This window comes from Terrabacter sp. R4-6, from assembly GCF_057529065.1.
Genome location: NZ_CP197224.1, coordinates 719,404 through 745,809, shown reverse-complemented (window position 1 = coordinate 745,809; position 26,406 = coordinate 719,404). Strand labels below are relative to the sequence as shown.

The following is a 26,406-nucleotide window of genomic DNA, read 5'->3' as shown; positions in this document are numbered from 1 at the left end:
ATGGCGCCCACACCCACGCTCACGCTCGACCGGCTCCGCGAGGAGGTCGAGTCCGGCGACATCGACACCGTCGTCGTCGCCTTCACCGACATGCAGGGACGCCTGCAGGGCAAGCGCCTGCACGGCCACTACTTCCTCGACCACGTGCTCGAGGACGGCACGGAGGGGTGCAACTACCTCCTCGCCGTCGACGTCGACATGAACACGGTCGACGGCTACGCCATCTCCTCGTGGGAGCGCGGCTACGGCGACATGTTCTTCGACCTCGACCTCGACACGCTGCGGCGCACTCCGGGCAGCCGTCACTCGGCGACGGTCCAGTGCGACCTCACGTGGCTCGACGGCAGCGGACCGGTCACGCAGTCGCCCCGCTCCGTGCTCAAGGCCCAGGTCGACCGGGCCGCCGCCCTCGGGATGGCGGCGCACTGCGGCACCGAGCTCGAGTTCATCGTCTTCCAGGAGTCCTACGAGCAGGCCTGGGACGCGAACTACACGGGACTGACACCCGCGAACCGCTACAACGTCGACTACTCGATCCTCGGGGGCGACCGCGTCGAGCCGCTGCTGCGCGAGATCCGCAACGAGATGTATGCGGCCGGCGCCGTCGTCGAGAGCGCCAAGGGCGAGTGCAACTACGGCCAGCACGAGATCGGCTTCCTGTTCGACACGGCGGTGCGAACATGCGACAACCACGTCGTCTACCGCAACGCCGCCAAGGAGATCGCGGCCCACCACGGGCAGTCGCTCACCTTCATGGCCAAGTTCGACCAGCGCGAGGGCAGCTCGTGCCACATCCACCTGTCGCTGCGCGGCCTCGACGGAGAGACCGTCTTCGTCGACGACGAGCGCGAGCACGGGCACAGCGCGATGTTCGAGCACTTCCTCGCCGGCATCCTCGCGACGCAGCGCGAGCTGACCTACTTCTACGCGCCGAACATCAACTCCTACAAGCGGTTCGCGTCGGCGAGCTTCGCCCCGACGACGGTGGCGTGGGGTCGTGACAACCGCACGTGCGCGCTGCGCGTCGTCGGCCACGGCGCCGGCCTGCGCGTCGAGAACCGCATCGGCGGCGGCGACCTCAACCCCTACCTCGCCGTCGCGGCCATGCTCGCCGGGGGGCTCCACGGCATCGAGCACGAGCTCGAGCTCGAGCCGGCCCTCGAGGGCAACGCCTACACGTCGGACAAGCCGCGCGTGCCCTCGACGCTGCAGGAGGCCCGCGACCTGCTCGCCGGGTCGACCATGGCCCGGGCGGCCTTCGGGGACGAGGTCGTCGACCACTACGTCAACGCCGCCGACGTCGAGATCACGGCCTTCAACGCCGCCGTCACCGACTGGGAGCGCAGGAGAGGATTCGAGCGACTGTGACCACCACGCACGACGTCATCAACCCGGCCACCGAGGAGGTGGTCCGCACCGTCGAGCTCGCCTCGCTCGAGCAGACCGACGCCGCGATCGCCAGGGCCTCGGCCGCGAGCCCCGCCTGGCGCGCCGTCAGCCCCGCCGACCGGGCGCTGCTCCTGCGTCGCTTCTCCGACCTCGTCGGCGAGCACCAGGAGGAGCTGGCCCTGCTCGAGGTCGAGAACGCCGGCCACACGATCGGCAACGCGCGGTGGGAGGCGGGCAACGTCCGCGACGTCCTCGCCTACTACGCCGGCGCGCCCGAACGGCACTTCGGCCGGCAGATCCCCGTCGCCGGAGGCATCGACGTCACGTTCCGCGAGCCGCTCGGCGTCGTCGGGATCATCGTCCCGTGGAACTTCCCCATGCCGATCGCCGGCTGGGGCTTCGCGCCGGCGCTCGCCGCCGGCAACACGGTCGTGCTCAAGCCGGCCGAGCTGACCCCGCTGACCGCAGTCCGGCTCGGTGAGCTGGCCCTCGAGGCCGGGATCCCCGACGGGGTCCTCACGGTCGTGCCCGGCAAGGGCGCGGTCGTGGGGGAGCGCTTCGTCACCCACCCCGACGTGCGCAAGGTGTGCTTCACCGGCTCGACCGCGGTCGGCCAGCGGATCATGCGCGGCGCCGCCGACCAGGTCAAGCGCGTCACGCTCGAGCTCGGCGGCAAGAGCGCCAACATCGTCTTCGCCGACTCCGACCTCGAGCTCGCCGCGGCGCGGGCGCCCTACGGCGTCTTCGACAACGCCGGCCAGGACTGCTGCGCCCGCAGCCGCATCCTCGTCGAGCGCAGCGTCTTCGACACCTTCATGGAGCACTTCGAGACCGCGGTGCGCGGCGTCGTCGTCACCGACCCCCGCGACGAGGCCGCCGAGATGGGGCCGCTCATCAGCGCCGGCCAGCGGGACACCGTGCGTTCCTACGTCGAGGACGCCACCGAGGACGTCGACGTGGCCTTCCGCGGGGACGCCCCCGAGGGCAGCGGCTACTGGTACCCCGCGACCGTCGTCCTGCCGCGCTCGACGACCGACCGGGTCTGGCAGGAGGAGGTCTTCGGGCCGGTCGTCGCGGTCATGCCGTTCGACGACGAGGCCGACGCGGTCGCCAAGGCCAACGACACGGCATACGGCCTCTCGGGGTCGATCTGGACCCGCGACATCGGCCGTGGCCTGCGCGTCGCGCGCGGCGTCGAGGCCGGCAACCTGTCGGTCAACTCGCACAGCAGCGTCCGCTACTCGACGCCGTTCGGCGGCTTCAAGCAGAGCGGGATCGGGCGCGAGCTCGGCCCCGACGCGCTCGACGCCTTCTCTGAGGTCAAGAACGTCTTCATCTCGACCGACTGACGGTCGACACGATTCCATCACGCAGATCCACTGGGCTGGAAGGACATCCACATGGCAGGCAGGCTCGACGGCAAGGTCGCGGTCATCACGGGCGGGTGCTCGGGCATCGGGCTCGCGACCGTGCGGCGGTTCGCCGAGGAGGGCGCGAAGGTCGTCATCGGCGACCTCGACGAGGCGAACGGCACGCGCATCGCCGAGGAGGTCGGCGGCACCTTCGTGCGCGTCGACGTCGTGAGCAAGGAAGACGTCGACACGCTCTTCCGCACGGCCAAGGAGACGTACGGCTCGGTCGACGTCGCGTTCAACAACGCCGGCATCAGCCCGCCCGAGGACGACTCCATCCTCGACACCGACCTCGACGCCTGGCGCAAGGTGCAGGAGGTCAACCTCACGTCGGTCTACCTCTGCTGCAAGGCCGCCCTGCCCTACATGCTCGAGCAGGGCAAGGGCTCGATCATCAACACGGCCTCGTTCGTGGCCGTCATGGGGGCGGCCACGTCGCAGATCTCCTACAGCGCCAGCAAGGGCGGTGTGCTCTCGATGTCCCGCGAGCTCGGCGTCCAGTTCGCCCGGGAGGGGGTCCGCGTCAACGCCCTGTGTCCCGGCCCGGTCAACACCCCGCTGCTCCAGGAGCTCTTCGCCAAGGACGAGGAGCGTGCCGCGCGGCGGCTCGTCCACGTGCCGATGGGTCGCTTCGGCGAGCCCGAGGAGATGGCCAACGCGGTGCTCTTCCTCGCCTCCGACGAGTCCAGCTTCATCACGGCGTCGACCTTCCTCGTCGACGGCGGCATCTCGGGCGCGTACGTGACGCCGCTCTGAGGCCGGTGGGAGGCTGGGACAGGAGGTCGTCATGGGTCGTCCGGTCATCGGGATCACCGCCTACGTCGAGCGGGCGTCGTGGGGTCGCTGGGTCGACGTGCCCGGCGCCCTCGTGCCGCACCGCTACGTGCGCCAGGTCGAGGACGCGGGCGGGATCGCGGTCGTCATCCCGCCGCGCCCCGATGCCGACGACGGCACGGCCCTCGCGATCGTCGAGCGCCTCGACGGCGTCATCCTCGCGGGTGGCGTCGACGTCGCGCCCGAGCTCTACGCGGACGAACGGCACGCCTCCGTCCAGGCCTCGCGTCCCGACCGGGACTCGACGGAGCTCGCCATCGCGCGGGCGACGGCGGGAGCCGACCTGCCGGTCCTCGGCATCTGCAGGGGGATGCAGGTCATGGCGGTCGCCGCCGGTGGCCTGCTCGAGCAGCACGTGCCCGACCGCGTCGGCCACGACGAGCACTCGCCGGCCCCCGCGACGTACGGCAACCACGCCGTGCGCACCGTCGCCGGGACCCGGCTCGCCGAGATCCTCGGCGAGGAGGCCGACGTGCCGAGCTACCACCACCAGTCCGTCCTGACCCATCCCGGCTACGAGGCCTCGGCGTGGGCCGACGACGGGACGCTGGAGGCGATGGAGGACCCGGGCGCCTTCTTCCGGCTCGCGGTCCAGTGGCACCCGGAGGTCGGCACCGACCCGCGCCTCTTCCGCGCCCTCGTGGAGGCCGCCGCCACGAGCCGCTGACGTATGCCGTCCGGCCCGGTCGAGGTGGCGCCGCAGCCCACGTGGGTGGCGGGGTCACCCGGGCCGCGGAGTGGGACGGCGGTCCCACGATCCGGACGTGGTGTTTCGCGGACGTTACGCGAGCCCTACCGTGAGCGTGTGATGAAGCGACCCGTGCCCACCGGCACCCTCATTATCGAATAGCGCGACGAGCACCCCTCGTCGCGCAGACCTCCCAACCCTGGGGGGTCTTTTTGTTTCCCGAACCACCCCGACGGAGACACCGCGAAGGCCACCACCCCGGCCGCCGCGACCACGAGAAGAGACCGGGCCGCCCGCCACACCCGCGTCGCCCGCCCCTGAACAGGCGGTCGGCCGAACCCCCGAGACCGAGGACAATGAAGGTCATGGAAGCGCTGCACGTCTACGACACCACCCTGCGCGACGGCGCCCAGCAGGAGGGGCTCAACCTCTCGGTGTCGGACAAGCTCGCCATCGCCGGGCTGCTCGACGATCTCGGGGTCGACTTCATCGAGGGCGGATGGCCCGGAGCCAACCCGAAGGACACCGAGTTCTTCGAGCGGGCCAGGACCGAGCTCGACCTGCGTCACGCGACCCTCGCCGCCTTCGGGGCCACCCGTCGCGCCGGCGGGGTCGCGGCGGAGGACCCCCTCGTGCGTGCCCTCGTCGACTCCGAGGCGTCGGTCGTGTGCCTCGTCGCGAAGTCCCACACCGGCCACGTCGAGAGGGCGCTGCGCACGACCCTCGGGGAGAACCTCGAGATGGTCCGTGACACCGTCGGCCACCTCGTCGGCCGGGGCCGCCGCGTCTTCCTTGACTGCGAGCACTTCTTCGACGGCTGGCACCTCGACCGCGACTACGCCCTGTCGGTCGTGCGCACCGCGCACGAGGCCGGCGCCGAGGTCGTCGTGCTCTGCGACACCAACGGGGGCATGCTCCCGCACCAGGTCGAGGAGGTCGTCGCCGACGTCATCGCCTCGACCGGGGCCCGGGTCGGCGCCCACTGCCACAACGACACCGGCTGCGCGGCCGCCAACTCCGTCGCGGCGGTCCGCGCCGGCGCGACCCACGTGCAGGGCACGGTCAACGGCTACGGCGAGCGCACCGGCAACGCCGACCTGCTCACCGTCGCCGCCAACCTCCAGTTCAAGCTCGGGCTCGACGCGATGGAGCCCGACGCGTTCCGGCGCGCCATGCACATCGCGCACGCCATCAGCGAGGTGACCAACGTCCCCGCCTACAGCCGCCAGCCCTACGTCGGTGCCAGCGCCTTCGCGCACAAGGCGGGCCTGCACGCGAGCGCGCTCAAGGTCGACCCCGACCTCTACCAGCACATGGACCCCTCGCTCGTCGGCAACGGCATGCGCACCCTCGTCTCCGACATGGCCGGGCGGGCGAGCATCGAGCTCAAGGCCCGCGAGGCCGGGCTCGACCTCTCCGACCGGCCTGACGTCGTCGCGGCGGTGCTCGCCGAGGTCAAGGACCTCGAGCTGCGGGGATGGACCTTCGACGCCGCCGACGCCACCGTCGAGCTGATGCTCCGCGAGGCGCTCGAGCCGGGCTGCACCGACTACTTCGAGGTCGAGTCGTGGCGCGTCATCACCGACTCCTCCGGGGAGGGTGACGCGACGTCCGAGGCGACGGTCAAGCTGCGCGCCGACGGTGCCCGCCTCATCGCGACCGGCGAGGGCAACGGCCCCGTCAACGCGCTCGACCACGCCCTGCGCGAGGCCCTCGCCCGCGCCTACCCCGAGATCGAGAAGATCGAGCTCATCGACTTCAAGGTGCGCATCCTGGACGCCTCGCACGGCACGGACGCCGTGACGCGCGTGCTCATCGAGACCTCCGACGGCGAGACGTCGTGGGACACCATCGGCGTCGCCGGCTCCATCCTCGCAGCGTCCTGGCGCGCCCTCACCGACGGCATCGTGCACGGCCTGCTGCGTCAGGGTGTGCCGAGGCGCTGAGCCAGGCGCTCGGCGAGCCCGGGCAGCCAGCCGGGGGCGGCGGCGGCGAAGGTCGACGCGTCGTGGTGCGGGGCCCCGAGGGGGATGGCACCGAGGAGCCCCTCGAGGAGCGCGGCGAGGTAGTCGCGGTTCGTCGTCTCGATGACGTCAGGGTCGTCGGGCCACGCGCCGATGACGATCCCGAGCGACCGGACTCCTCTGTGGGACAAGGCCTCTCGCGTCAGCATCGTGTGGTTGAGCGTGCCGAGCGCACTGCGTGCCACGACGACGACGCCGCTGTCGGGCAGTGCCGTCGCGAGGTCGGCCAGCGTCTCGCCGGCGTCGGTGAGCTCGACGAGCAGGCCGCCCGCACCCTCGACGACGACGAGGTCGTGGCGTACGCCCAGATCCGCGACGCGGGCCACGTGGTCGGCCAGCGTGGGGAGGTCGGCGCCCTCGAGGGCGGCGGCCGGCCTCGGCGCCATGGGCGCCCTCAGGCGCACTCCCTCGACCGTCGCGACGCCGGTCAGCCGCTCCACCTCGGCCATGTCGCCGGGCTCGCCGGGTGCCACCCCCGTCTGCGTGGGCTTGTATGCCGTCACGCCCAGTCCCGCGCCCCGTGCCGTCGCGACGACCGCCGCCGTGACGACGGTCTTGCCGACGTCGGTGTCGGTGCCCGTGACGACGACGACCCGGGGCACGCGCGGCTCAGGCATCGTCGCCGTGCGGTGGGATCGACCCGAGCGGGGAGGGTGGCGCCAGTGGCTGCACGCCCTCGACGGCCGCGACCGACGGGAGGCCACGGACGGGGGAGGGAGCGTCCCCTGCCCGTGGCCCCTCGACGGTACCGGGGCCGGGAGCCCCACCGTGAATCGCGGCCGCGCGGGCCACGTGCCGCGCAGCCTCGTAGAGGTCGGCGCCGGTCAGGTCGGCGCGGGCCGTGACCCGGAGGCGCGACACGCCGTCGGGCACGCTCGGCGGCCGGAAGCAGCCGACGAGGACGCCCTGGGCGCGCAGGTCGAGGGCAGCGGCGACGGCGCTCTCGGGCGAGGGCATCGGCAGCGACTGGACCGCACCGGCCGCTCGCTCGATGCCGCAGATCGCCGCGATGGTGGCGGCGTTGGCGCGGACCGCGGCCGCCAGGCTCGGGTCGTCGCCGACGAGGTCCGCGGCGGCACAGGCTGCCGCCGCCGACGCCGGCGCGAGCCCCGTGTCGAAGATGAAGCTGCGCGCGGTGTTGACGAGGTGGTGGCGCACGGTGGTCGAGCCGAGCACCGCTCCGCCCTGCGAGCCGAGCGCCTTCGACAGGGTCATCGTCACGACGACGTCCCGCGCCCCGACGAGGTCGAGCTCGTGGACGAGGCCGCGGCCGTGGCCGGCCACCCCGATGCCGTGAGCCTCGTCGACGACGAGCAGGGCGCCGTGACGGCGGCAGACGTCCACGAGCAACCTCAGGGGCGCGGCGTCGCCGAGGACCGAGTAGACGGACTCGACGGCGACGACGACCCTCCGGTCCGGTCTGTCGGCGAGCTCCCGGTCGAGGGCGTCGACGTCGTTGTGGGCGAACGTGGCGTAGGGCACCCGGGACATGCGGGCGGCGTCGTGGAGGGAGGCGTGCGCGTGGGCGTCGAGGAGGATCTCGGCCCCGCGCCCGCTGAGCGCCGTCAGCACCCCGAGGTTGGCGGCATACCCGGTCGAGAAGGCGAGCGCGCTCGGCTGGCCCGTCAGCCGGCACAGGGCGGCCTCGAGGTCGCGGTGGACGGGAAGGGTGCCGGTGACGAGCCGGCTCGCGGTCGCCGACGCCCCGTAGCGGTCGAGCGCCGCGTGCGCGGCGGCCACGACCCGGTCGTCGCGGGACAGGCCGAGGTAGTCGTTCGAGGCGAGGTCTAGCGGGTCACGAGACCCGGGCCGAGGGCCGCCCAGCCGCAGGACGGGGTCGAAGCGCTCGGTGCCGCGCTCGGCCCGGAGATCGGAGCGCTCCGCCAGCCACGTGTCCCAGCCGCTCATCCGTGGACCTCCGCCACAGCGCCGACGACCGCCTCGGCGATGAGCCGGACGTCGTCGTCGGTGCAGACGTAGGGGGGCATCGTGTAGACGAGGTCGCGGAAGGGGCGCACCCAGACGCCGCGGCGCAGCGCGGCGCGGGTGACGCGGGCGACCTCTACCGGAGACGTGAGCTGCACGACGCCGACGGCTCCGAGCGTGCGCACGTCGGCGACGTGGGGGAGTGCGGCAGCGGGAGAGAGACGCTCGGCTAGGAGACGCCCGACTCGGGGGACACGGTCCTTCCACGTGGTCTCGACGAGCTCGACGGACGCGTTGGCCACCGCACACGCGAGCGGGTTGGCCATGAAGGTCGGGCCGTGCAGGAGGGCTCGGAACTCCGATCGCGTGATCGCCTCGCCGACCTGACTGGTCATGAGCACCGCTGCGAGAGAGAGGTATCCACCGGTGAGCGCCTTGCCGACGCAGATGACGTCGGGGGCGACGTCGGCCCACTCCGAGGCGAAGAGCCGACCGGTGCGACCGAATCCGGTCGCGATCTCGTCGACGACGAGGAGCAGGCCGTGGTCGTCGGCGACCTCGCGCAGCACCCGCAGGCAGTCGGGGTGGTAGACGTGCATGCCACCGGCGCCCTGGAGGACCGGTTCGACGACGACCGCGGCGAGCGCGTCGGTGTGCGTCTGTGCGAGGACGCGCACCTCGGCGGCCCAGGCCTCGAGCGCAGCCCGGTCGGTCTCCCAGTGGTCCTCGCCGGTCGCCGTCGTGACGAGGCGTGCCGCAGGGGGTCTCGGGGCGAAGACCTGGCGGGCGAGGGCGCCCGGGAAGGCCGAGTGCATGCCGTCGACGGGGTCGCACACGCTCATCGCCGCGAAGGTGTCACCGTGGTAGCCGCCGCGCACGGTGAGGAACCGGTGGCGGTGGGGACGTCCTCGCGCGGCCTGGTACTGCAGGGCCAGCTTGAGGGCGACCTCGACCGAGACCGAGCCGGAGTCGGCGAAGAAGACGTGCGCCATCGGTCCGGGGGCCATCGCCGTGAGGCGCTCGGCGAGCCGGACCGCGGGCTCGTGGGTCAGCCCCCCGAACATGACGTGGCTGAAGCGGTCGACCTGCTCGTGGGCCGCGGCGTCGAGGATGGGGTTGCGGTAGCCGTGGACGGCGCACCACCACGACGCCATCGCGTCGACGGCCTCGAACCGCTCTCCGTCGGGTGACGTGAGGGTCAGGCGGACGCCCGAGGCGCCCTCGACGGCATACGGCTCGGGCCCGTCGAGGGGGGCGTAGGGGTGCCAGACGAGCCCGCGGTCACGGGCCGTGAGCGGGGACCCCAGTGGCTCAGGCATTGGCGGGAAGGTCGGTGCCGGCCCCCCGACGCCGCTTGGCCGGGTCGTGCGTGGCCGCGGACGGGAGTGCCGGACGGGTGGTGGACTCGTCGGCACCGAGGACGACGAAACCGTGGTCACGGATCAGTTCGAGGTCGGCCTCCGCGGCCTGCCCCTCGGACGTCAGGTAGTCGCCGAGGAAGAGCGAGTTGGCGACGTGGAGTGCGAGGCCCTGGAGCGAGCGCAGGTGCATCTCGCGCCCCCCGGCGATGCGGATCTCCTTGTCGGGGCAGACGATCCGCGCCATGGCCAGGATGCGCAGGCAGCGTCCGGGCGTCAGCTCCCACGTGCCCTCGAGCGGGGTGCCGTCGAACGGCATGAGGAAGTTGACGGGGATCGAGTCGGACCCGAGGTCCCGGAGGGCGAAGAGCGCCTCGACGAGCTGTTCGTCGGTCTCGCCGAGGCCGGCGATGAGGCCGGAGCACGGCGAGAGGCCCGCCGCCTTCGCCTTCGTCACGGTGTCGACGCGGTCGGCGTACGTGTGGCTCGTGACGATGTCGTCGTGGTGCGACTCGGCGGTGTTGATGTTGTGGTTGTACGCGTCGACGCCGGCCTCGCGCAGCCGTTCCGCCTGGCCGTCCTTGAGGAGGCCGAGGCAGGCGCAGACCTCGACGTCGGGGTGCTCCTGCTTGAGGGCGCCGACCATCCCGGCCACGCGCTCGACGTCGCGGTCGGTCGGTCCGCGTCCGCTCGAGACCATGCAGATCCGGGTCGCGCCGCCGCGCAGTCCGGCGGCCGCCTGCTCGATCGCCTCGTCAGGCCTGAGCCAGGTGTATCTGAGGATGTCGGCCTGCGAGCCGAGGCGCTGCGAGCAGTAGTGGCAGTCCTCGGGGCAGAGACCGGACTTGAGGTTGACGAGGTAGTTGACCTTGACGGTGTTGCCGAAGTGCTTGCGGCGCAGGCGTGCTGCGGCCGCGACGACGGCGAGGAGCTCCTCGTCCGTGGCGCGCAGGACGTCGAGGGCGTCGTCGGGGGTCGCGGGGGTGCCGGCGAGGACGGCGTCGGCGAGATCGTCGAATCGGCGGGTCATGCGGGCTCCTTGCGCGCTGCGTTGAACGGTGTTCAACTTGAACGGTGTTCAGTATGCCGAGTCGCTAGGCTCGGCTGTCAACGCGGGTCCGCCGGACCCGTCCGTCGAGGGCAGGGGAGCGCGTGGCACTCAGTCGGGACCAGGTCGTCGCGACCGCCGTCGACCTGCTGCGGCGCTACGGCCTCGGCGACCTGTCGATGCGCCGCCTCGCCCGCGAGCTCGGCGTCGCCCCGGGCGCCCTCTACTGGCACGTCGCGAACAAGCAGGAGCTGCTCGTCGAGGTGGCCGACGTCCTGCTCGCCGAGATCCCGGCCCCGTCGGGCGACCGCCCGCCAGCCGACGCGCTCGTCGGCCTGGCCGTCGCCGTGCGCGACGCGCTCGTGCAGGTTCCGGACGCCGCCGACGTCGTCGGGCTCGCGTATGCCGTCGAGCCGGGTGCCGCTCGCGCGCTCCGCGACATCGCCCGCCTCGTCCACGACGCCGGGGCGCCGGCCTCCGAGCGCGACGAGGTGGCGGCACTCGTCGTGCACCACATCCTGGGATCCGTTGCGGGGCAGCAGGATCGAGCACTTGCCGCGTCCGTCGACCCCGATCTCCCGGCGCCTGACGCGACGACCGAGGCCAAGGCCTTCGAGGTCGGGCTCTCCGTCATCGTCCGGGGGCTCGCGACCTCCCGCTGAGCGTCCCCGGACGTCGTCAGTGCTGGGCGGTCCAGGCCCCGCCCAGCACCACCCCCTGAAGGGTGGAGATCGTCGACGCGCGTGCCTGGACCTTCGCCGACACCCCTCAGAGCGAGTGGCGTCACGGCTGATACGTCGGTCGGCACCTTTCTCCCCACCTCCGAGGCGTTCGCCCTTGGCATGCTGGGGTGATGCCGCTACGAACGACGAAGCACTGGTTCGGCGTCGTGCTCGACGCCCCTGACGCCTCCGTGCTCGCGCACTTCTACGAGCGACTGCTGGGCTGGACGCTCTACAAGGACACCCCCGACTGGGCGACGCTCGCGCCGTCGGAGACCGCGGGCTACAACCTGTCGTTCCAGACCGAGAGGAACTACGTGCGCCCGGTCTGGCCCAGTGAGCCGGGCAAGCCGATCATGATGCTCCACCTCGACCTCGAGGTGGACGACCTCGAGGCCGCCGTGGCGTATGCCGTCGAGGTGGGTGCGGAGCTCGCCGACTTCCAGCCTCAGGAGGACGTCCGCGTGCTGCTCGACCCCGCGGGCCACCCGTTCTGTCTCTACGTCGACGACTCCGAGCCTCCCGAGCCCGCCGAACCCGCAGAGCCCCCCAAGGCCGCCCGGGCACGCTGACGCCCGGGAGTCGGAGCCCTGCTCACGCGAGCCCGGATGTGACATCCGTCCGGTTCGCCCCATCCCGCGTCCGGGCAGTGCGTCCGGTGACACGGTGGAGGGAGTCGAGCAGATCCAGGAGGGGTTTCCCATGACCACAGGTCGCACGAGGACGTCGAGAGAGGGACACGGTCCGTCGGGGTGGTGGCCGCCGGGTGCTGCCGAGCGCGGGCAGTGGGTGCACGAGGGTGGGCCCAGGACCGGCCAGGGCCGGCGACCCACGCCGGGCCACGGACACGGGCCGGGCCCGGCGACGGGCCACGGCCACGGCCACGGCCACGGCCACGGCCACGGCCACGGCCACGGCCACGGCCACGGCGCCCCGACCGGGGAGATCCTCTTCTTCGCGTGGACCATCGACGGCACCGAGCCGACGTCGCAGGAGGACATCTTCGGGTGGACGTGGCGACCGGTGCCGTGCGGCGCTTCACCGACCAGTCGTCCGGAAGCCCGTTCATCTCCGACCGTGACGCGTCCTGGTCGCCGGACCACAGCCGTCTGGTCTTCATGAGCAGCGACGCCGTCGTGCCGACGCACCTGCCCGTGCTGTCGTCCGCCGGCGCGCCGGTCGCGGACCTGCCCGTCGAGGGGACGACGCCGGTCTGGAAGAACGCGAGCACCGTCATCTGTGCGGTCGCGCGGTCGGAGTCCGACGACACGGGGTGGCGCGACGACCTCGTGGCCGTCGACGTGCCGGCCGGCACGGTGCATCCACTGACGGCGGTAGCCCCCGGCGACCACCTCGGTGAGCCGGCCTGGCATGCCACCGGTGGCCTCGCTGCCACGCTCTACCGGGAGGATCCGGGCACGGGAGACTGGTCGCTGAGCCAGCTCGTCGTCGCGCCCGCCTCTGCCGTCGAGGCGGTGTTGGCAGGCGGGCCGCCCCTGACTGCAGCCGCGTTCACCGACGTGGCCCCCGGGTGCGCGTGGCCCGCGAGCCCGGACTGGTCGCCCGACGGCACACGGATCGCCTTCAGCGCCACCCGTCCCTGCGCGTCGACGCACGAGGACGGTACCCCGTTGCTGCAGATGGACGTCGCCGTCGTCACGCTGCCGATCCCGGGGAGCGGGGGAGCCGGGACCGTCGCGTGGGTCACCGATGACACGGCTGCCGACTACGAGTCCGGGATCAACGACTCCTCCCCGGCCTTCTCTCCCGATGGTCGGTGGCTGGCCTGGGCCCGGGGGCACGAGGACGACTGGACGCACATCGTGCTCGAGGACGTGGGCGCTCCGGGCTCGCCCACCGTGCTGTTGGACGGCACGCACTGGTTCCGAGGCGGACTCGACTGGTGACCGGTGACCCCGGCACCATCCGGCTGGCCCCGCCGGGGCGGCGGATCACGGTCGTGGTGCCGCGGCGGCGGTAGGGATGCGGTCGATGGCGTCGACGAGGCGGGCGCGGAGCGCCTGACCGCGGGCCGAGAAGCCGCGCTGCGCGGCGGCATACTCCGCCTTGCCCTCGGCGGTCTCGATCCGCACCGGCTCGTAGCCGAGCTCGCGCAGGTCGTAGGGGGCCGCGCGCATGTCGAGGGCCCGGATGTCGCGGGCGAGCTCGAAGCAGTCCATGACGAGGTCGCTCGACACCGCGGGCACGAGCTTGTGCGCCCACTTGTAGAGGTCCATCCCGGCGTGGAGGCAGCCCGGCTGCTCCATCTCCGACTGGAGCTCGCGGGTCGGCGCCAACGCGTTGAGCGGCGCCGCCTCGGGCGTGAAGAAGCGGTACGCGTCGAAGTGCGAGCAGGCCACCTGGTGGCTCTCGACCACGGCGTCGGTCCCGGCGGCACCGAGCCGCAGCGGCCACCCCGAGTGGCGCACGTCGGACGGGTCGAGCCGGTAGACCATGGCCCACTCGTGCAGCCCGAAGCAACCGAACCGCGCCGGCCGACCCGCCGTGCGCACGAGCAGCTCGCGGACGAAGCGCAACGTGTCGCCGCGCGCCGCGGTGAAGGCCTCGACGTCCACGCCGACGACGTCGCCCCGGACCGCGTAGAACCGCCACTCCGCGTGCGGCGCGTCAGCAGCCTCCGCGATGCACGTCCCGGCCCCGGGGTGCCAACGACGCAGCTGCGCGGGCTTGAAGGAGTAGTACGTGAAGAGGAAGTCCTCGACCGGGTGCGTGCGGTGGTCACGACGACGGGCCAGGTGCGCCGACGTCGCGGCGTCGACCCGCGCCTCGTGCGCCGCCGTCCGCTCTCGCCACTCCGGCTCACCCAGGACCTGCACCCCACGAGGGTAGGCGACTCCCGGCGCCGAACCCCACCGCGCGGGGCTGCCGCGACGGCAGGATGGCCTCATGGCACCTGACGCCGAGCGGCCCACCCACCTGCTGCACCGCCTGACCTCCTACACCCCCGAGCGGGAGTGGACGGAGGTCCCCGACGACGACCGGCTCGTCCAGGACCTCGTGCCCAACGACGTGACGCGGCGACCGCAGTCCTACAAGCGCTACGACGACGACCTGCGGCGCGTCCTCCTGCCGCCGGACCTCCCCGCGTCCTCGGCTCCCGCCACCGCCGTGCTCGCGGGCACGGCGGACGTCGAGCCGAGCCGGCTCGACCTCCCCGGCCTGGCCCGTCTGCTCTACCTGTCGTCCGGGGTCACCCGGCGCACGAGGCGGCCCGACGGCGGGGTCATGCTCTTCCGCGCCGCGGGCTCCGCGGGGGCCCGCTTCCCGCTCGAGCTCTACGTCGCCGTCCCGCGCGGGGCCGCGGTCGACGGGCTGGAGCCGGGACTGCACTGGTACGACCCGGAGGCCCATGCTCTCGTCGTGCTCGGCCCGCCGCCGTCGGGTGACGCCCTGACCGTCGTCGTCACGGGGGTGCCGTGGCGCACCGGCTGGCGCTACCGCGAGCGCGGCTTCCGCCACGTCTACTGGGACGCCGGCACCATGCTGGCCCAGACGCTCGCCCTCGCCGACTCGGCAGGCCTGACGGCGCGCCTCTTCACCGCCTTCCCCGACGCCGAGGTGGCAGCGCTCGTCGGCGCTGACCGCGTGCACGAGTTCCCGGTAGCCCTCGTGGCGCTCGGCCCCGGAGACCCGGCCGTGCACCTGACCGGCGACCCGATGTCGGGCCACCACGACGCCGACGGCCTCGAGTTCCCGCTCGTCACGGCCGCGCAGCGCGCGGGGGAGCAGCGCACGCTCGGCGCCGAGCTCGAGCGCGGGGCGCCGGTCGAGCTCACCTCCGAGGGCGGCCCGAGCACCGACGCCGTCGTCGTCAGCAAGGGGTCGATCCGCCGGCTCCACCCCGAGCGCTCCCTGCCGCGCCACGTGCTCGTCGACGCGATGAGCGCCTCGCTGCGCGGCATCGACGTGCCGCACTGGGTGGGGGTCAGCGGCGTCGACGACGTCCCGACCGGGATCCACCGCTGGCCCGACCTCGCGTCGCCCGTGCGCCCGCTCGACGAGCCGTCCGTCCGCGACGAGCTCTTCACGGCCGCCCTCGAGCAGGGACTCGCCCGCGACGCCTCCTTCGTCGCCATGAGCGGCATCCCCCTCGACGGGCTCGACGGGCTCGACGGGCTCGACGACCACGGCTACCGCGAGGCCCAGCTGCTCGCCGGGCTCGCCGAGGGCCGGCTCCACCTCATGGCGTACGCGTTGGGCGCGGCGGCGTCGGGCATGACCTTCCGCGACTCCGACCTCGCCCACCTCCTCGGGACGGACGTGGCGGGTCTGCTGTGGACGTGCGTCGGCGTGCCGGAGTACCGCACCCGACCCAGCGGGCAGCCCGGGTCGCCGGCCGACGTCACCATCGTCTGGCCGCGCTGACCGCCTCCGCGGCCAAGCCCCACCCGTCGTAGGGTGGGCGCGTGCGCATCGCGAGGTTCACGACCGGGGACGACCCGGCATACGGCATCGTCCAGGGCGACCCCGGCAGCGAGGTGATCACGCCGCTGGCCGGCGACCCGCTCTACATCGGTCTCCAGCCGAGCGGGCAGCCGCCCGTCATGCTCGACGACGTGCGCCTCCTCGCGCCGGTCATCCCGCGCTCCAAGATCGTCGCGATCGGCAAGAACTACGCCGACCACGCCAAGGAGATGGGCGGCGAGGCTCCGGCCGAGCCGATGATGTTCTTCAAGCCCAACACTGCCGTCGTCGGTCCGTTCGACCCGGTCGTCCTGCCGGCCGGGAGCAGCGAGATCTCCTACGAGGGCGAGCTGGCGGTCGTCATCAAGACCATCACCAAGGGTGTCAAGGCCAAGGACGCGGCCGAGTGCATCTACGGCTACACCATCGCCAACGACGTCACGGCGCGCGACTGGCAGCGCAGCGACGGCCAGTGGGCCCGCGCCAAGGGCTTCGACACGAGCTGCCCGCTCGGCCCGTGGGTCGAGACCGAGCTCGACACGGCCGACCTCTCGATCGTCACGACGCTCGACGGCGACGTGAAGCAGGACGGCACGACCGCCGACATGATCCACGGCATCGCGACGATCATCGAGTACGCCTCGGCGGCCTTCACGCTGCTGCCCGGTGACGTCATCCTCACCGGCACCCCGGCGGGGGTCGGGCTCGTCGAGGCCGGCCAGCAGGTCACCGTCGAGATCGCGGGTATCGGGTCGCTGACCAACACCTTCGTGCGTCGCTGACCCTTTCGGGCTCCCACTAGGCTGGGTCGCACCATGAGCGACAACACCACCAGCACAGGTATGCCGTCTTCCACCGCCAGCGACGCCGGCGAGCTCGTCGAGATCCGCACCGAGGAGGGCGCGCGCGTCTCGACCTCGGACGGCTCCGGCCCGGTGCGCACCCGCGTCGCGCCGTCGCCGACCGGTGACCCGCACGTCGGCACGGCGTACATGTCGCTCTTCAACCTCGCCTTCACCCGGCAGCAGGGCGGCCAGTTCGTCCTGCGGGTCGAGGACACCGACCGCGCGCGCTTCCGTGAGGACTCCGAGGCGCAGCTCTACGACACCCTCGCGTGGCTCGGGCTGCACTGGGACGAGGGCCCGGACATCGGTGGGCCCTTCGCGCCGTACCGCCAGTCCGAGCGTCTCGAGACCTACCGCCCCTACGTCGAGCGGCTCCTCGAGGACGGCCACGCGTACTACTGCTGGTGCTCCAAGGAGCGCCTCGACCAGATGCGCGAGATCCAGCAGAAGACGAAGCAGCCGACCGGCTACGACCGTCTCTGCGTCGGCAAGACCCGCGAGGAGCGCGCCGCGCTGCCCGGTTTCAGCGAGACCCCGGTCGTGCGCATGCTCATCCCCGACGACGTGCCGCTCGTCTTCGACGACGTCATCCGCGGCAAGGTCTCGGCGCCGCGCCCCGACGACCAGGTGATCCTCAAGGCCGACGGGTTCCCCACGTACCACCTGGCCGTCGTCGTCGACGACCACCTCATGGGCATCACCCACGTCGTGCGCGGCGAGGAGTGGATCAGCTCGACGCCGAAGCACGTCCTGCTCTACCGCTGGCTCGGGCTCGAGCCGCCGGCGTTCGCGCACATGCCGCTGCTGCGCAACACCGACAAGTCCAAGATCTCCAAGCGCAAGAACCCCGCCGCGCGCCTCACATGGTTCCGCGAGCAGGGCTACCTTCCCGAGGCCCTCGTCAACTTCCTTGCGCTGCTTGCCTATCCGCCGCAGCAGGACGCCGAGGGCACGGACGTCGAGGTCTTCACGTTCGACGACTTCAGCCGCACGTTCGACTGGGCCAAGGTCAACCCGATCGGTCCGATCTTCGACCTCAAGAAGCTCGACTGGCTCAACGGCGTCTACATCCGGTCGCTCGAGGTGGGCGAGTTCGCGAGCCGTCTGCTTCCCTACCTGGTCGCCGACGGTGTCCTCGGCGAGACGCAGTCGCTCGGTGAGCTCGCGCGCCTCAAGTCCGTCGCCGAGCTCATCCAGACCCGTATGGCCCTGCTCACCGAGGCGCCCGCGCTCGTCCGTCCCTTCTTCGTCGCCGACGACCAGCTCGTCATCGACGAGGACGCCCGCGCGCAGCTCAACGACGACGCCCCCGCCGTGCTCGACGCGGCCCTCGAGGTCCTCGGCGACATCGACGACCACGGCACCGGCGTCCTCGGCACGGGCAGCCCGTGGAACGCCGCCCGCATCGAGGAGGCGCTCCGCGCCGCCATCGTCGACGGTCTCGGCATCAAGCCGCGCTTCGCCTTCGGCCCGCTGCGCACGGCCGTCTCGGGGGCGCGCATCTCGCCGCCGCTCTTCGAGTCGATGGAGATCCTCGGCAAGACCTCGACCCTGAGCCGCCTCCGGTCGCTGCGCGACTCGATCTGAGGACACGGGGGTGGAGGGCGCCGATGGCTGGTCCTGGCCGCTGCACGGCATCCGCCTGCGCACGGCCGACCTCGACCTGACGGTCATGACCGAGGCGGACCTGCCGACCCTGTGGGCCCTGCTGCCCGCCGACCTCGAGCTCAACCCGCACGCGACGACGTATGCCGGCCTCGACGTCCCGGCGAACCGTCGGGCCGTCCTCGCGCAGGGGTACTGGCGCGCCCTCGGGATGTGGTCGCCCGACGACTGGGCGCTGCCCTTCGTCGTCCGGCTGGCGGGCCGCGTCGTGGGTGCCCAGTGGCTCGAGGGGCCCGACTGGCGCGCGGACCGCACCGTCGACTCCTCGTCGTGGCTCGTGGCCGAGGCGCGGGGGAGAGGGCTCGGCACGCAGATGCGGGCTGCGGTGCTCGCGCTCGCCTTCGGCCCGTTGCACGCCGAGGCGGCGATCAGCTCGGCCGTCGTCGGCAACGCGTCCTCCCTCGGCGTCTCGCGCTCCCTCGGCTACCACGACACCCACCGCTCGGTGCTCGAGCACTCGGGCGAGACGCTGCAGCACGTGCGCCTCGAGCGGGCGACGTGGGACGCGTCCGGTCGGTCCCGGCACGTCGTCATCGAGGGCATGAACCCGGCCCTGCCCCTCTTCGGCCTCGACCCGTGACAGGAGTCACCGCGTGAACGCACCCACCCTGGCCGCCGTCCTCGACGGCGTGCACGCCGTGCTGCTCGACGTCGACGACACCATCGTCGACACGCAGGAGGCGATGGTCGCCGCCGGCACCGAGGCGGCGGCCGCCCTCTGGCCGCACCGCTCGGACGAGGACCACCGCGCCATGGCGCAGCGCTACTACGACGACCCGGAGCGCTGGTTCCCGCGCTACGCCTCCGGCGACGTCCCGTTCGACGCGATGCGGTCGGGCCGGCTCGCCGAGGTGGCGCTGGCCTTCGGCCTCGAGGTCCCCGACGGCGCCCACCGGTCGTTCGAGGACACGTACGCCCCGGCCTTCCGCAGCGCCCAGCGCCTCTTCCCCGACGTGCCGGGCCTGCTCGCCGCGGCCGAGCAGGAGGGGCTCCCGGTCGCCCTGCTGACCAACTCCGCCCACGCGCCGACCCGGGTCAAGCTCGAGGCCCTCGACCTCGCCGAGCGGTTCGACGTCGTCGTGACGACCGACACCCTCGGCTTCGGCAAGCCGGACCCGCGCGTCTACCTCGAGGCCTGCCGGCTCGTCGGTGCGCCGCCCCACCGGGTGGTCTGCATCGGCGACAGCATCGAGTGGGACGTCCTCGGGGCCCAGGCCGCCGGCCTGCGTGCCGTGTGGCTCGATCGTGGGGGTCTCGGGACGCACCAACCGGTCGCCACCGTGCGTGGGCTGGACGAGGTCGCGGCGGTGCTCGACCGCCGATTTGGGCCACCGCTCACGGACCGGTAGTATTCCCATTCGGTTCACCCCGTACCGGCCGCGAGGCAGGCTCGGAGTGAAACCCCTTGGGGTATGGTGTAATTGGCAACACTACGGTTTCTGGTTCCGTCATTCTAGGTTCGAGTCCTGGTACCCCAGCTCTGGTTCACGGCAACGTGAGCCGATTCGGAGAAATCCAGCCTTCACGGTAAGGTTTCTTCTCGTGCCGAGTCCGCTCGGCACCGCTCACGGCCCCGTTGTGTAGCGGCCTAGCACGCCGCCCTCTCAAGGCGGTAGCGCGGGTTCGAATCCCGTCGGGGCTACGTGATGCTCGAGAGAGCACAAGGAGACCCCGGTCCACACGGACCGGGGTCTTCGTGCATGTCAAGGGTCTCCCCGGCCGGCGAACCTTATGCTGACGCTCGTCATAGGCACGCCGAGCAAGGAGCCGCCGCATGACCGCAACGATCGCCGTCGCCCCTCCGGAGGTCGCCGCCCGTCGCCGCACGTGGCACCCGGCACTCGGCACTCCCCGCCGCGTCTTCGACCTGACGTTCTCCGGCGTGGGCCTCACCGTGGCGGCGTGGTTCTTCGCGCTGTCGCTGCTGCCCTCGCTCCTGCCTCGCGGCGCGATGGTGCAGGGCGTCGCCTCGGGCGTCACCGTGATGATCGGCTACGGCATCGGCGCCGGCGCCCAGGCGATCTGGCGCTATCTCGGGATCCCGAGCGTCACCGGTCGCGCGCGCCTTGCCCTCGTCGCGATCTTCGTGGGCCTCGGTCTCTGGGCGGCCGTCTTCACCGGGTGGCGCCAGGTCGGGTGGCAGAACGAGATCCGCACCCTCTACGGCATGGAGCCGGTGTCGCCGACCGACTGGCCGGTCATCATCGGGGTGACGGCGCTGCTCGCGGCCCTCATCCTCGTCGTCGCGCGCAGCCTGCGCCTGCTCTTCCGCACCGTCTTCCGCTGGCTCGGACGCCGGCTGCCCCGCCGTGTCGCCGTGGTCGTCGGCTCGGCGGTCCTGCTCGCGCTCATCTGGTCGCTGCTCACCGGCGTCCTCGTCAACGGCTTCTTCGCCGTGGCCAACAACATCTTCGCCCCGCGCGACACCCTCATCGCCGAGGACATGAACCGGCCGCAGGTGCCGGAGCGGTCCGGCAGCCCGCAGTCGCTGTCGAGCTGGGACCTGCTCGGCCGCCAGGGCCGCTACTTCGTCGGCGGCGGCCCGACCGTCGCCGAGATCGACGCCGCGAGCGGCGGCGGCGCCAAGGAGCCGATCCGCGTCTACGCCGGTCTCCGGTCCGCCGACACCGTGCAGGGCCGGGCCGACCTCGTGCTCGCCGAGCTGAAGCGCACCGGAGCCTTCGACCGGAAGGTCCTCGTCGTCGCCACGACGACGGGCACCGGGTTCCTCGACCAGAACGGCACCGACCCCCTCGAGTTCCTCTGGAACGGTGACACGGCCATCGCCGGCGTGCAGTACTCCTACCTGCCGTCGTGGATCTCGCTGCTCGCCGACCAGGACGCCGTGCGCGAGACCTCACGCGTCGTCTTCGACACCATCCACCAGTACTGGTCGACCCTGCCGGAGGCGACCCGGCCCAAGCTCTACCTCTACGGCCTCTCGCTCGGCTCGTTCGGCGTCGAGAGCATCCTGTCGTCGATCAACGTCATCAACGAGCCGATCGACGGCGCGCTCATGTCGGGGCCGCCGTTCGTCAACGACCTGCACGCCCGGCTCACGGCGCAGCGCGAGCCGGGCAGCCCGGCATACCTCCCGATCTACGAGCAGGGACGCACGGTGCGCTTCACCGCCGAGCAGAACGGCCTCGACCGCGGGGGCTCGAGCTGGGGCCCGACGCGGCTCGTCTACCTCCAGCACGCGAGCGACCCCATCGTCTTCTTCTCGCCGTCGATGGCCTTCAGCCCGCCCGAGTGGCTCGCCAACGGCGACCGGGGGCCCGACGTCTCGGCCAACATGGGCTGGTTCCCGCTCGTCACGATGTGGCAGGTCCTGCTCGACCTGCCGGGAGCGGGCAGCATCCCGATGGGCTACGGCCACCTCTACTCCGCGACGTCCAACCTCGAGTCCTGGGTCGCCGTCACGAATCCGCCCGGCTGGACCGCCGACCAGACGGCGACGCTGGCCTCCGTGCTCGAGAAGCGCCCCTACAAGGACACCTGAGCGTCGTCCCTGCGCGACTGGAGCCCGGCACGGGCCAGGTCGCGCAGGGAGGCCCCGGGAAGGTACGCCGACGTCAGGGCGAGGCCGATGCGCGGCAGGGCGGCCTCGTCGGAGAAGACGAGGTAGACCGGCTCGTGCCGGGGCCGGAACTTCTGCTTGAAGCTGTCGAGCGACCGGAAGCCGTAGAGGGGCTCCATCGCCTCACCGAGCTGGTCGAGGAGCCGCTCGAGCGCGGCCCGCTCGGCCGTGCCGTCGCCGGAGTGCGCGAGCGGCGCACCCGACAGCGAGACGAACGATGCGCCCTGCTCCCGGAAGGACAGGCAGGCGCTCGCGATGAGGAACTCGGTGACGGGCCGGAACCCGTCCGGCAGCCGGCGCATGACGTCGAGCGTCCACCCGCGGATCTCGCCCCCGGCGGAGTGGACGGGTAGCCACGACGTGACGCCGTGGACCGTCATGTCGGCGTCGACGGCCAGCCCGACCCGCGTGTCGGGGTCGAGGGCCTCGTCGACGCCCCCGAGGGTGAAACCCATCTCGGGCAGCCCCTTGTCGGACACCCAGAGCTCGGAGATGGCGCGCACCTGGGTCAGCAGGCCGCGGGGCATCTCGGCGAGCCGCCCTTCGCGATAGGTGATCCCGTCCTTCGTCGCCCGGTTGAGGGCCGTGCGGACGCTCTGCCAGGACCTGCCCTTGAACTCGAGGTCGGGCAGGTCGATGATCGCCTCCTCGGCCACGAGCACGTCGCGCCGGCCGTGGGCCCGCCCCCAGTCGGCGACCTCCTGCGTGACGGAGAAGAAGCACACCATGAGCCCGTGCGTCTCCTGCTCGTCGACGAAGCCCTGCAGCACGGCGGCGCGCGTCGCCGCGTCCGCTGCGACGGGGTCGCCGAGGGCGATGGCCGTCCCCCGGTGCACCTGGAAGGCGACGTAGCCCAGGGGCGCACCCGACGGGTCGCGGTGGATGTACCAGTGGTTGTCGGGCCAGGTCCCCATCCAGGACATCGTCGACCCACCGTGCTCCTTGAGCAGGGCGACCGCGGTGTCACGCTCGCTCGCCCCGGTCGCGAGCTGCGCACGTCGCTTGCGGCTCGACCGGGCCTGGAAGGCCGACCTGCCGAGCACGAGGACGGCGAGCTGCAGCACCGTGATGACGACGCTGACGACGAGCTCCGGGACGGAGGTCGCGACCTGGCCGTCGGCGTTGAGCTGGTCGGGGGCGACGAGCTCGACGACGATGAGCAGGGACTGGGCCAGCAGGGAGAGGGTCGCCAGCGCGCCCGCGAGGAACCAGACCCGACGGGACCCGCGGCGGAGACCGTCGGCGAGCAGGAGCGCGATGGCGGCGCTGACGAGGACGCTGAAGGCGTCCGTGTCGTCGGACGTCGCCCCGAGCGGGCCGTTCGAGGGCGTGAAGTAGAGCAGTATCTGGATCGCCGCGCTGACGAGGTAGAAGACCGACGACACGACGCGCCACTCGTGACGGCTGAAGCGGGGGAGCGCGAGCGACGGACGGCGGCCGAGCAGGACGGGGCCGAGGGCGAGCCCGACCGAGATGCCGATGGCGTGCTCGAGGTCCCACAGGCGTCCGACGTAGAGCAGCGCGACGACCGCGTAGAGGGAGAGGACGGCTCTCAGGCGTCCGCGCCACGGTGGGGTCAGGGTGGCGCTCGCCGCGGCGACGGCCCCGAGGGCGCCGGCGCTGAACCCCGCGTCCAGCTCGGTGGCGAGCCGGGCGGCCCACTCCCAGCCGGTGCCTCCCACGACGAGGAGGAACAGCGAGGCCAGCAGGACGCCGGCGAGATGGGTCGAGGTCGCGGCGACGGCGACCGTGCGGGTGCCGAGGCGCCACTCCGACCACCCGACCATGAGCAGGGCGCCGCCGGCCACGGGGAGGTACTGCCCCGGCGTGAGGGCGAAGACGGCCCCGGTGACGGGTGTCCACCATCGGCCGTCCTGGAGGGCGGGAAGCCCGTAGGCGACGTGGTGGAGCAGGTCCCGGTCCTCGAGGGCGCTCCACAAGGTGCCCGTCGCCACCCCGATGACGAGCATGGTGCCCACGACCGCGAGCGTGAAGGGCAGCCGGCGGGCGAGGGCTACCGCCCGGACCGCCAGGCCGGGGTCCGGCCCGTCGTCAAGGTCGTTCGAAGGTGTCGTCACGCGCGCGGTCCCTTCCCGGGTTCCCGGTCCGCGGTGGACCTGTCTCCGATGCTAGTGCGCGGCTGTCGCCGACGGCCCGGGCTTCGGGCGAGTCACGGGCGGGGCGTGTCGCCGAGCCGCCGGGCGCTCACGGCCTCCTGGGCGACCCGGCGCAGGGCGAGCAGCACCGGGTCGGTCAGGACGGTGCCGACGATCGCGTAGCGCAGGGCCTCCTCGGGTGGGGCGGTGGCGAGAGCGGGGGCGACGTCGGTCTCGGCGACGGAGAGCATGGCCCGGTGCCACGTGGCCAGGGTGGCGTCGTCGATGCTCCACCCGCCGGCGGCAGCGGCGGTGAGCGCCTGGGCGAGCTGGAGCCCGGCCGGCGAGTGCTCGCACCCCGGCGGCCCGAGGGCGCGCACCCGGGCGAGCGACTCGGTCGTGGCGTCCGCCGAAGGGGCGGAGGGGGCCGAGGGGCGCAGGGCCTCGTGGGCGGCCCCGAGCAGCTCGTGGCGACTGGCGGGTGGGTCGTCGAGGGACCGCACGACCTCACGGACCCGGTCGATCGAGAGGCGTCCCACGTCGACGAGGGTGCGCACGAGGCGGACCCGGTCGACGTGGCTCTCGTCGTAGCTCGCGCGGGTGGCGCCCTGGGCCTCCCCGGCATGGAGCAGCCCCTCGCGCAGGTAGTACTTGAGCGTGGGGATGCTGACGTCGGTGCGGCCGGCCAGCTCCGAGATGCGCATGAGAGTCCTCCCTTGACTTTGGATAGTATGACTGTCCAAACTTGGATAGCACCACTATCCGAGAGGCGTGTCATGACCGGTTTCATCCACAGCAGTCACACCCACGACGGCGAGCTCGCCGTCTTCCTCATCGGCATGCGGGTCAACCACCCCTGGCGCCCGGACCTCTGGGGCCCGGTGTTCGCCGCCATGCCGGGCATGGTCACCGAGCTGTATGCCGCCAAGGCCGCGGCCGCGCAGGGGGAGGGGCCCGACCTCGGCTTCCTCGAGGCCCGCACCCTCATCGGCGCCGGAGGGCCCACGCTCGTGCAGTACTGGCGTGACGTCGACTCGGTGTACGCCTACGCCAACGACCCCGAGCGTCGCCACCGTCCCGCGTGGACGGCGTTCTACCGCCGCAGCCGCAAGGCCACCGGAGCCGTCGGCATCTGGCACGAGACGTACGCCGTGCCGGCCGGCGCGCACGAGAGCCTCTACGTCGGGATGCCGCCCACCGGCCTCGGCAGGGCGTTCGGCCTCACCGAGGACCGCAGCCGTCGACGGCACGCCCGGATCGGCCGGCGTGAGGTCGCCACCGACAGCGCGACCCCCGAGGGCGTCGTCAGCTGAGCTCGCGCAGTCCGGGCAGCACGTCGGCCGAGAACTGCTCGAGGAACCGGCCCTGGTCGTGGCCGGGCGCGTGGAAGACGACGTGGTTGAAACCCCAGTCGACGTACTGGCGCACCGCGTCGACGGCCTCGGCCGGGTCGCTCGTGACGATCCAGCGCTTGGCGATCTCCTCGTCGGACAGCTCGTCGGCGTGGCGCTCCATCTCGACCGGGTCGTCGACGCCGTGCTTCTGCTCGGCGCTGAGCGACAGCGGCGCCCAGAAGCGCACGTTGTGCAGCGCCTGCTCGGGGTCGCGGTCGTAGGAGAGCTTGATCTCGATCATCCGGTCGATGTCGTCGCGGGTGCGCCCCGACTTGGCCAGGCCCTCGTCGACGGCGGGCAGCAGCTTGTCCTCGTAGAGCTCGCGGCCCTTCCCGGACGTGCAGATGAACCCGTCACCCGACCGGCCGGCATACCTCGCGACGAGCGGGCCCCCCGCCGCGACGTAGACGGGGATGGGCTGCTCGGGGCGGTCGTAGACCGTCGCCGCGTGCGTGCGGTAGTAGTCGCCCTCGAAGTCGACGCGCTCCTCGGTCCACAGCCTCCGCATCAGCGTCACGGCCTCGCGCAGCCGCGCGAAGCGCTCCTTGAACTCCGGCCACGGCGAGCCGGCGGCGCCGACGGCCACCTCGTTGAGGGCCTCGCCGGTGCCGATGCCGAGGACGATGCGTCCCGGGTTGAGGGCCCCGAGCGTGCCGAACGCCTGCGCCACGACGGCCGGGTTGTAGCGGAACGTCGGGGTCATGACCGACGTGCCGAGCTGGATCCGCTCGGTGCGCTCGCCGGCCGCGGCCAGCCAGCTCATCGCGAACGGTGCGTGCCCCTGCTGGTGGCGCCACGGCTGGAAGTGGTCGGAGATGAAGGCCGAGTCGAGGCCGACCTGCTCGGCCTGCGTGGCCAACGTGACGAGGTCGCGCGGACCGAACTGCTCCGCGGACGCCTTCCAACCAACCTTGAGCACACCGACTCCTTCGGGCCGTGGGGGAGTGACCCCGTCAGCCTACGTCCGGGTGCCCGGACGCCGTCGGGCCGTCGGGCCGTT

The 26,406-nt window shown here is 72.5% G+C and carries 23 protein-coding genes and 2 tRNA genes; 17 read left to right on the top strand and 8 right to left on the bottom strand.

The features are described 5' to 3' along the window. The 5 genes from ACSSS0_RS03530 (at position 1) to cimA (ending at position 6,269) form a co-directional block, all read left to right on the top strand. Positions 1 to 1,368 (top strand): glutamine synthetase family protein, encoded by a 1,368-nt coding sequence (locus ACSSS0_RS03530; RefSeq protein WP_487230079.1) that lies wholly within the window; start codon positions 1 to 3, stop codon positions 1,366 to 1,368. Continuing rightward, entirely contained in the window at positions 1,365 to 2,738 is a 1,374-nt protein-coding gene (locus ACSSS0_RS03525) for an aldehyde dehydrogenase family protein (RefSeq protein ID WP_487230078.1), read from the top strand. Before ACSSS0_RS03530 ends, ACSSS0_RS03525 begins: the two co-directional genes overlap by 4 nt. A 51-nt stretch (positions 2,739 to 2,789) precedes the next feature. After that, positions 2,790 to 3,557 (top strand): 3-oxoacyl-ACP reductase, encoded by a 768-nt coding sequence (locus ACSSS0_RS03520; protein ID WP_487230077.1) that lies wholly within the window; start codon positions 2,790 to 2,792, stop codon positions 3,555 to 3,557. Positions 3,558 to 3,588: 31 nt separating this feature from the next. After that, positions 3,589 to 4,302 (top strand): gamma-glutamyl-gamma-aminobutyrate hydrolase family protein, encoded by a 714-nt coding sequence (locus tag ACSSS0_RS03515; protein WP_435985292.1) that lies wholly within the window; start codon positions 3,589 to 3,591, stop codon positions 4,300 to 4,302. Between the two features lie 386 nt (positions 4,303 to 4,688). Next, positions 4,689 to 6,269 (top strand): citramalate synthase, encoded by a 1,581-nt coding sequence (cimA, locus tag ACSSS0_RS03510; RefSeq protein ID WP_487230076.1) that lies wholly within the window; start codon positions 4,689 to 4,691, stop codon positions 6,267 to 6,269. On the opposite strand, the gene bioD is transcribed toward cimA, so the two are convergent. From bioD to bioB, 4 genes are read right to left on the bottom strand one after another with little or no spacing between them, the layout of a single operon-like run. Further along, entirely contained in the window at positions 6,248 to 6,964 is a 717-nt protein-coding gene (gene bioD / locus ACSSS0_RS03505; protein WP_487230075.1) for a dethiobiotin synthase, read from the bottom strand. The two genes, cimA and bioD, sit on opposite strands and share 22 nt — an antisense overlap. Further along, entirely contained in the window at positions 6,957 to 8,255 is a 1,299-nt protein-coding gene (locus tag ACSSS0_RS03500; RefSeq protein ID WP_487230074.1) for an 8-amino-7-oxononanoate synthase, read from the bottom strand. The genes bioD and ACSSS0_RS03500 overlap by 8 nt, the downstream gene beginning before the upstream one ends. Then, positions 8,252 to 9,592 carry an adenosylmethionine--8-amino-7-oxononanoate transaminase gene (gene bioA, locus ACSSS0_RS03495; RefSeq protein ID WP_487230073.1) on the bottom strand — a complete coding sequence of 447 codons (1,341 nt, stop codon included), beginning with the start codon at positions 9,590 to 9,592 and terminating at the stop codon, positions 8,252 to 8,254. The genes ACSSS0_RS03500 and bioA overlap by 4 nt, the downstream gene beginning before the upstream one ends. After that, positions 9,585 to 10,661 (bottom strand): biotin synthase BioB, encoded by a 1,077-nt coding sequence (gene bioB / locus ACSSS0_RS03490; RefSeq protein WP_487230072.1) that lies wholly within the window; start codon positions 10,659 to 10,661, stop codon positions 9,585 to 9,587. Before bioB ends, bioA begins: the two co-directional genes overlap by 8 nt. Positions 10,662 to 10,783: 122 nt before the next feature. On the opposite strand from bioB, the gene ACSSS0_RS03485 reads away from it, so the two are divergent. The 3 genes from ACSSS0_RS03485 (at position 10,784) to ACSSS0_RS03475 (ending at position 13,308) form a co-directional block, all read left to right on the top strand. Further along, a complete protein-coding gene (locus tag ACSSS0_RS03485; RefSeq protein WP_435985298.1) occupies positions 10,784 to 11,341 on the top strand; it encodes a TetR family transcriptional regulator in 558 nt (185 codons plus the stop codon). A gap of 191 nt (positions 11,342 to 11,532) precedes the next feature. Continuing rightward, positions 11,533 to 11,973: a VOC family protein gene (locus tag ACSSS0_RS03480; RefSeq protein ID WP_487230071.1), complete on the top strand. Its 441-nt coding sequence runs from the start codon at positions 11,533 to 11,535 to the stop codon at positions 11,971 to 11,973. 435 nt (positions 11,974 to 12,408) lie between these two features. Further along, positions 12,409 to 13,308, top strand: a complete 900-nt coding sequence (locus ACSSS0_RS03475; protein WP_487230070.1) for a hypothetical protein — start codon at positions 12,409 to 12,411, stop codon at positions 13,306 to 13,308. 45 nt (positions 13,309 to 13,353) lie between these two features. Here the strand turns inward: ACSSS0_RS03475 and ACSSS0_RS03470 are convergent, their stop codons facing one another. Further along, positions 13,354 to 14,238, bottom strand: coding sequence for a 3-methyladenine DNA glycosylase (locus tag ACSSS0_RS03470; RefSeq protein WP_487230069.1), 885 nt, complete (start codon positions 14,236 to 14,238; stop codon positions 13,354 to 13,356). A 70-nt stretch (positions 14,239 to 14,308) separates the two neighbouring features. On the opposite strand from ACSSS0_RS03470, the gene ACSSS0_RS03465 reads away from it, so the two are divergent. From ACSSS0_RS03465 to ACSSS0_RS03430, 8 genes are all read left to right on the top strand, one after another. Then, a complete protein-coding gene (locus ACSSS0_RS03465) occupies positions 14,309 to 15,787 on the top strand; it encodes a SagB/ThcOx family dehydrogenase (RefSeq protein WP_487230068.1) in 1,479 nt (492 codons plus the stop codon). A 41-nt stretch (positions 15,788 to 15,828) separates the two neighbouring features. Next, complete coding sequence (locus tag ACSSS0_RS03460) at positions 15,829 to 16,608, top strand: fumarylacetoacetate hydrolase family protein (protein WP_020142824.1); 780 nt, start codon at positions 15,829 to 15,831, stop codon at positions 16,606 to 16,608. 33 nt (positions 16,609 to 16,641) lie between these two features. Further along, a complete protein-coding gene (gene gltX, locus ACSSS0_RS03455) occupies positions 16,642 to 18,258 on the top strand; it encodes a glutamate--tRNA ligase (RefSeq protein ID WP_487230067.1) in 1,617 nt (538 codons plus the stop codon). Positions 18,259 to 18,268: 10 nt separating this feature from the next. Further along, positions 18,269 to 18,916, top strand: coding sequence for a GNAT family N-acetyltransferase (locus ACSSS0_RS03450; protein ID WP_487230066.1), 648 nt, complete (start codon positions 18,269 to 18,271; stop codon positions 18,914 to 18,916). A 13-nt stretch (positions 18,917 to 18,929) separates the two neighbouring features. Beyond that, complete coding sequence (locus tag ACSSS0_RS03445) at positions 18,930 to 19,685, top strand: HAD family hydrolase (protein ID WP_487230065.1); 756 nt, start codon at positions 18,930 to 18,932, stop codon at positions 19,683 to 19,685. Between the two features lie 57 nt (positions 19,686 to 19,742). Next, positions 19,743 to 19,814: transfer RNA gene (locus tag ACSSS0_RS03440), tRNA-Gln, on the top strand. Between the two features lie 91 nt (positions 19,815 to 19,905). Beyond that, positions 19,906 to 19,978: transfer RNA gene (locus ACSSS0_RS03435), tRNA-Glu, on the top strand. Positions 19,979 to 20,110: 132 nt separating this feature from the next. Then, entirely contained in the window at positions 20,111 to 21,838 is a 1,728-nt protein-coding gene (locus ACSSS0_RS03430; RefSeq protein ID WP_487230064.1) for an alpha/beta hydrolase, read from the top strand. Here the strand turns inward: ACSSS0_RS03430 and ACSSS0_RS03425 are convergent. Next, positions 21,823 to 23,994, bottom strand: coding sequence for a bifunctional lysylphosphatidylglycerol flippase/synthetase MprF (locus ACSSS0_RS03425; protein WP_487230063.1), 2,172 nt, complete (start codon positions 23,992 to 23,994; stop codon positions 21,823 to 21,825). The two genes, ACSSS0_RS03430 and ACSSS0_RS03425, sit on opposite strands and share 16 nt — an antisense overlap. Before the next feature lie 92 nt (positions 23,995 to 24,086). Then, positions 24,087 to 24,716 (bottom strand): MerR family transcriptional regulator, encoded by a 630-nt coding sequence (locus ACSSS0_RS03420; RefSeq protein WP_435985309.1) that lies wholly within the window; start codon positions 24,714 to 24,716, stop codon positions 24,087 to 24,089. A 72-nt stretch (positions 24,717 to 24,788) separates the two neighbouring features. Between ACSSS0_RS03420 and ACSSS0_RS03415 the strand changes: the two genes are divergently transcribed. Further along, complete coding sequence (locus ACSSS0_RS03415) at positions 24,789 to 25,325, top strand: DUF4188 domain-containing protein (RefSeq protein WP_487230062.1); 537 nt, start codon at positions 24,789 to 24,791, stop codon at positions 25,323 to 25,325. Here the strand turns inward: ACSSS0_RS03415 and fgd are convergent. Then, the gene (fgd, locus tag ACSSS0_RS03410) at positions 25,318 to 26,325 is read right to left on the bottom strand and encodes a glucose-6-phosphate dehydrogenase (coenzyme-F420) (RefSeq protein ID WP_487230061.1); all 1,008 of its coding nucleotides are present in this window, start codon (positions 26,323 to 26,325) and stop codon (positions 25,318 to 25,320) included. The genes ACSSS0_RS03415 and fgd overlap by 8 nt on opposite strands. Between the last annotated feature and the right edge of the window lie 81 nt (positions 26,326 to 26,406).

Bases quoted from the DNA above. Each gene is read 5' to 3' on its own strand.
- ACSSS0_RS03530 (WP_487230079.1), top strand. From the start codon at position 1: ATGGCGCCCACACCCACGCTCACGCTCGACCGGCTCCGCGAGGAGGTC.
- ACSSS0_RS03520 (WP_487230077.1), top strand. From the start codon at position 2,790: ATGGCAGGCAGGCTCGACGGCAAGGTCGCGGTCATCACGGGCGGGTGC.
- ACSSS0_RS03515 (WP_435985292.1), top strand. From the start codon at position 3,589: ATGGGTCGTCCGGTCATCGGGATCACCGCCTACGTCGAGCGGGCGTCG.
- cimA (WP_487230076.1), top strand. From the start codon at position 4,689: ATGGAAGCGCTGCACGTCTACGACACCACCCTGCGCGACGGCGCCCAG.
- bioD (WP_487230075.1), bottom strand. From the start codon at position 6,964: ATGCCTGAGCCGCGCGTGCCCCGGGTCGTCGTCGTCACGGGCACCGAC.
- ACSSS0_RS03500 (WP_487230074.1), bottom strand. From the start codon at position 8,255: ATGAGCGGCTGGGACACGTGGCTGGCGGAGCGCTCCGATCTCCGGGCC.
- bioA (WP_487230073.1), bottom strand. From the start codon at position 9,592: ATGCCTGAGCCACTGGGGTCCCCGCTCACGGCCCGTGACCGCGGGCTC.
- bioB (WP_487230072.1), bottom strand. From the start codon at position 10,661: ATGACCCGCCGATTCGACGATCTCGCCGACGCCGTCCTCGCCGGCACC.
- ACSSS0_RS03480 (WP_487230071.1), top strand. From the start codon at position 11,533: ATGCCGCTACGAACGACGAAGCACTGGTTCGGCGTCGTGCTCGACGCC.
- ACSSS0_RS03465 (WP_487230068.1), top strand. From the start codon at position 14,309: ATGGCACCTGACGCCGAGCGGCCCACCCACCTGCTGCACCGCCTGACC.
- gltX (WP_487230067.1), top strand. From the start codon at position 16,642: ATGAGCGACAACACCACCAGCACAGGTATGCCGTCTTCCACCGCCAGC.
- ACSSS0_RS03430 (WP_487230064.1), top strand. From the start codon at position 20,111: ATGACCGCAACGATCGCCGTCGCCCCTCCGGAGGTCGCCGCCCGTCGC.
- ACSSS0_RS03420 (WP_435985309.1), bottom strand. From the start codon at position 24,716: ATGCGCATCTCGGAGCTGGCCGGCCGCACCGACGTCAGCATCCCCACG.
- ACSSS0_RS03415 (WP_487230062.1), top strand. From the start codon at position 24,789: ATGACCGGTTTCATCCACAGCAGTCACACCCACGACGGCGAGCTCGCC.